The organism is Sphingobium sp. D43FB (genome assembly GCF_002312805.1).
In the GTDB taxonomy this organism is placed as follows: Bacteria; Pseudomonadota; Alphaproteobacteria; order Sphingomonadales; family Sphingomonadaceae; genus Sphingobium.
Genome location: NZ_NMUA01000098.1, coordinates 1 through 2,577 on the forward strand (window position 1 = coordinate 1; position 2,577 = coordinate 2,577).

Below are 2,577 nucleotides of genomic sequence, written 5' to 3' on the forward strand. Positions count from 1 at the left end.
CAGCGCCGCATTATACGCGCTCCAGTTTGTCGTGCGATACTTTGGTGAGGCTGGCTTGGGCATAGCCGCCCCCTAAAGCACTCGATTCACCTGAGGAATCCCCCAGGCGCAATTTCGCAACAAAGCCCTCAAAAGCTATTACGTCTGCCTGCCGATCCCGTCCTTGTAGATTGATCGGCAATTTCATAGGCGGATGTAGGAAGCAAAATCGGATCGACATCGCATGGAAATGAAAAAGCAGCCTTTTGCGATCCCCACGGTCTGCAAGATGCAAAACCGCATTGACCCTACGCCTGATTATCAGCGTCCCCCGGCATGGTCCCGTAAGCAAAAGCAATTGCTGATGGACACTATTCTCCGGAACTATGACATTCCGAAATTCTATTGGCGCAAGGTCAATCGGCCCGATGGCGTTCAATATGAGGTTGTCGATGGCCAGCAACGCCTCCGTGCCATCTGGGAATTTGAGGCGGACGGATACCCCCTCCCCAAGGATACCGACCCGATAGACGGGCATAAGGTCGCGGGCTTGAAGCACTCTCAATTGCCCATCGAGATTATGCAGAAATTCGACGAATATTCGCTCGACGTGATCATCATCATGGACGCGATTGAGGACGAACAAGAAAACGAAGTCCGAGATATGTTCTTGCGGCTGCAAAACGGCACGACGCTAAAGGCTCAGGAAAAGCGCAACGCCATGATCGGCACCATGCGCGATTTTGTTCGGCAGACGGCGGGCCACCCATTCTTTGCTAGCTGCCACTTTGCCAATTCCCGCTATGCGTTCGATCATATCGCCGCACAGACCATCATGACCGAGATCAACGGCGGCCCCGCCAACGTCCGCGATGCCGATTTGAACCGGATGTATCGGGAAAATGCGGATTTCGACCCAGCCGGAAAGGTAGCCAAGAAGGTTCGCCGGGTGTTCGATTTTCTGAAAGCCGCCTTCCCGGAAAAGACGCCAGAGCTGGTTCGCTACAACGTGATCAGCCTCTACGCGATAGCTTCGCAGCTAATCGAAAATTATGTCTGGCAAGGGTTGCATACCCCCCTGGCTGAATGGTTCATCGCCTTTGAACAGGAACGGGCCTCCAACGAATTGCTGGCTGACATTGACGAGGGCATGGGCGACGTTGCGCTGATCGAATACAAGCGCTTGACCAGCCAATCGACCGATACCGAGGAAAGCATTCGGGGCCGGGTGGAATTCCTGGAAAAGCGGTTTTTTGAAGCCTACCCCACTATCGAGCAGACGGACCCCAAACGGGGCTTCTCGCACGAACAGCGGCTGGCGATCTATCGGCGCGATGGCGGGCAATGCCGCTTGGCCGTCAAGTGCGACGGCGTGAAAGTCGGTTGGGATAATTGGCACGCCGACCATATCATTGCCCATAGCAAGGGCGGTAAGACCACGGTTGCCAACGGCCAACTGGCCTGTGTGGACTGCAATTTATCGAAGGGTGCTGCTTCCTGATGCCGACGCTTGACTGGATTGGTAAAAAGGCCGTCGTCAATCATCATCGCGAGGTGCCCTATCGCCTGATCCACTGTGACGGGGAACTGTCTGCGGGCGACCCGGACGCAGGCAATCTATTGGTGCAGGGCGACAACCTCGAAGCCCTCAAGGCGCTTCTGCCCTATTACGCGGGCAAGGTGAAGTGCATCTATATCGACCCGCCATATAACACCGGGAATGAGGGTTGGGTTTACAACGACAATGTGAACTCACCGGAAATAAAATCTTGGCTTGGCAAGGTAGTCGGCAAGGAAGCAGAGGATTTATCACGCCATGATAAATGGCTGACGATGCTATACCCCCGCGTGCGTTTGTTGAAGGATTTCTTGAAGCAAGACGGCTGCATTGTCGTTTCGATTGATGAGAACGAATTTAGTAATCTGATCGCAATCTTGGACGAGATTTTCGGCAGACAGAACCGTGCTGGCACGATGGTTTGGCAGAAGGGCAAGAAGGGCGACGCCAAGCTGCTCCCCATCGTGCATGAATACATCGTCATCTATGCGCGCAACAAATCCCACCTGACTGCGAACAACATCAAGTGGCGACGGCGTAAGGCGGGCGCAGATGAGGCACTGGCCTACTATCAACAACTGCGTGATCGACTTGGGGATGACCACGAAGCGATCCGAACCGAGATGATGGCGTGGTATCGTTCGCTGTCAAAGGACGATCCTCGCAAATCACACAAGCATTACAACTGGTCCGATGATCGCGGGTTATATTTCCCCGACAATTTCGCCGGTCCCGATGACGGGCGCGATAGCCGCCCGCGTTATGACATTCCCCACCCCATCACTGGCAAACCTTGCAAGATGCCGTCAACCGGCTGGCGATGGGAGGAGGATACGACAAAGGACGCGATGGCTATGGACCCGCCGCGTATCCATTTTGGCAAGACTCACGCCACCATTCCATGCCGCAAAAGGGCTTTGTTGCGAAATTGCGCCTGGGGGATTCCTCAGGTGAATCGAGTGCTTTAGGGGGCGGCTATGCCCAAGCCAGCCTCACCAAAGTATCGCACGACAAACTGGAGCGCGTATAATGCGGCGCTG

Annotated in this window: 2 protein-coding genes; both read left to right on the plus strand. The window is 54.8% G+C overall.

The features are described from left to right. Positions 1 to 223: 223 nt before the first annotated feature. The gene (locus SxD43FB_RS23265) at positions 224 to 1,480 is read left to right on the plus strand and encodes a DUF262 domain-containing protein (RefSeq protein ID WP_096064132.1); all 1,257 of its coding nucleotides are present in this window, start codon (positions 224 to 226) and stop codon (positions 1,478 to 1,480) included. Continuing rightward, positions 1,480 to 2,505, plus strand: a complete 1,026-nt coding sequence (locus tag SxD43FB_RS25690) for a site-specific DNA-methyltransferase (RefSeq protein ID WP_217988836.1) — start codon at positions 1,480 to 1,482, stop codon at positions 2,503 to 2,505. Before SxD43FB_RS23265 ends, SxD43FB_RS25690 begins: the two co-directional genes overlap by 1 nt. Positions 2,506 to 2,577 lie beyond the last annotated feature (72 nt).

Excerpts from the sequence above, each read along its gene's own strand:
- SxD43FB_RS23265 (WP_096064132.1), top strand. The coding sequence starts at position 224 with ATGGAAATGAAAAAGCAGCCTTTTGCGATCCCCACGGTCTGCAAGATG.
- SxD43FB_RS25690 (WP_217988836.1), top strand. The coding sequence starts at position 1,480 with ATGCCGACGCTTGACTGGATTGGTAAAAAGGCCGTCGTCAATCATCAT.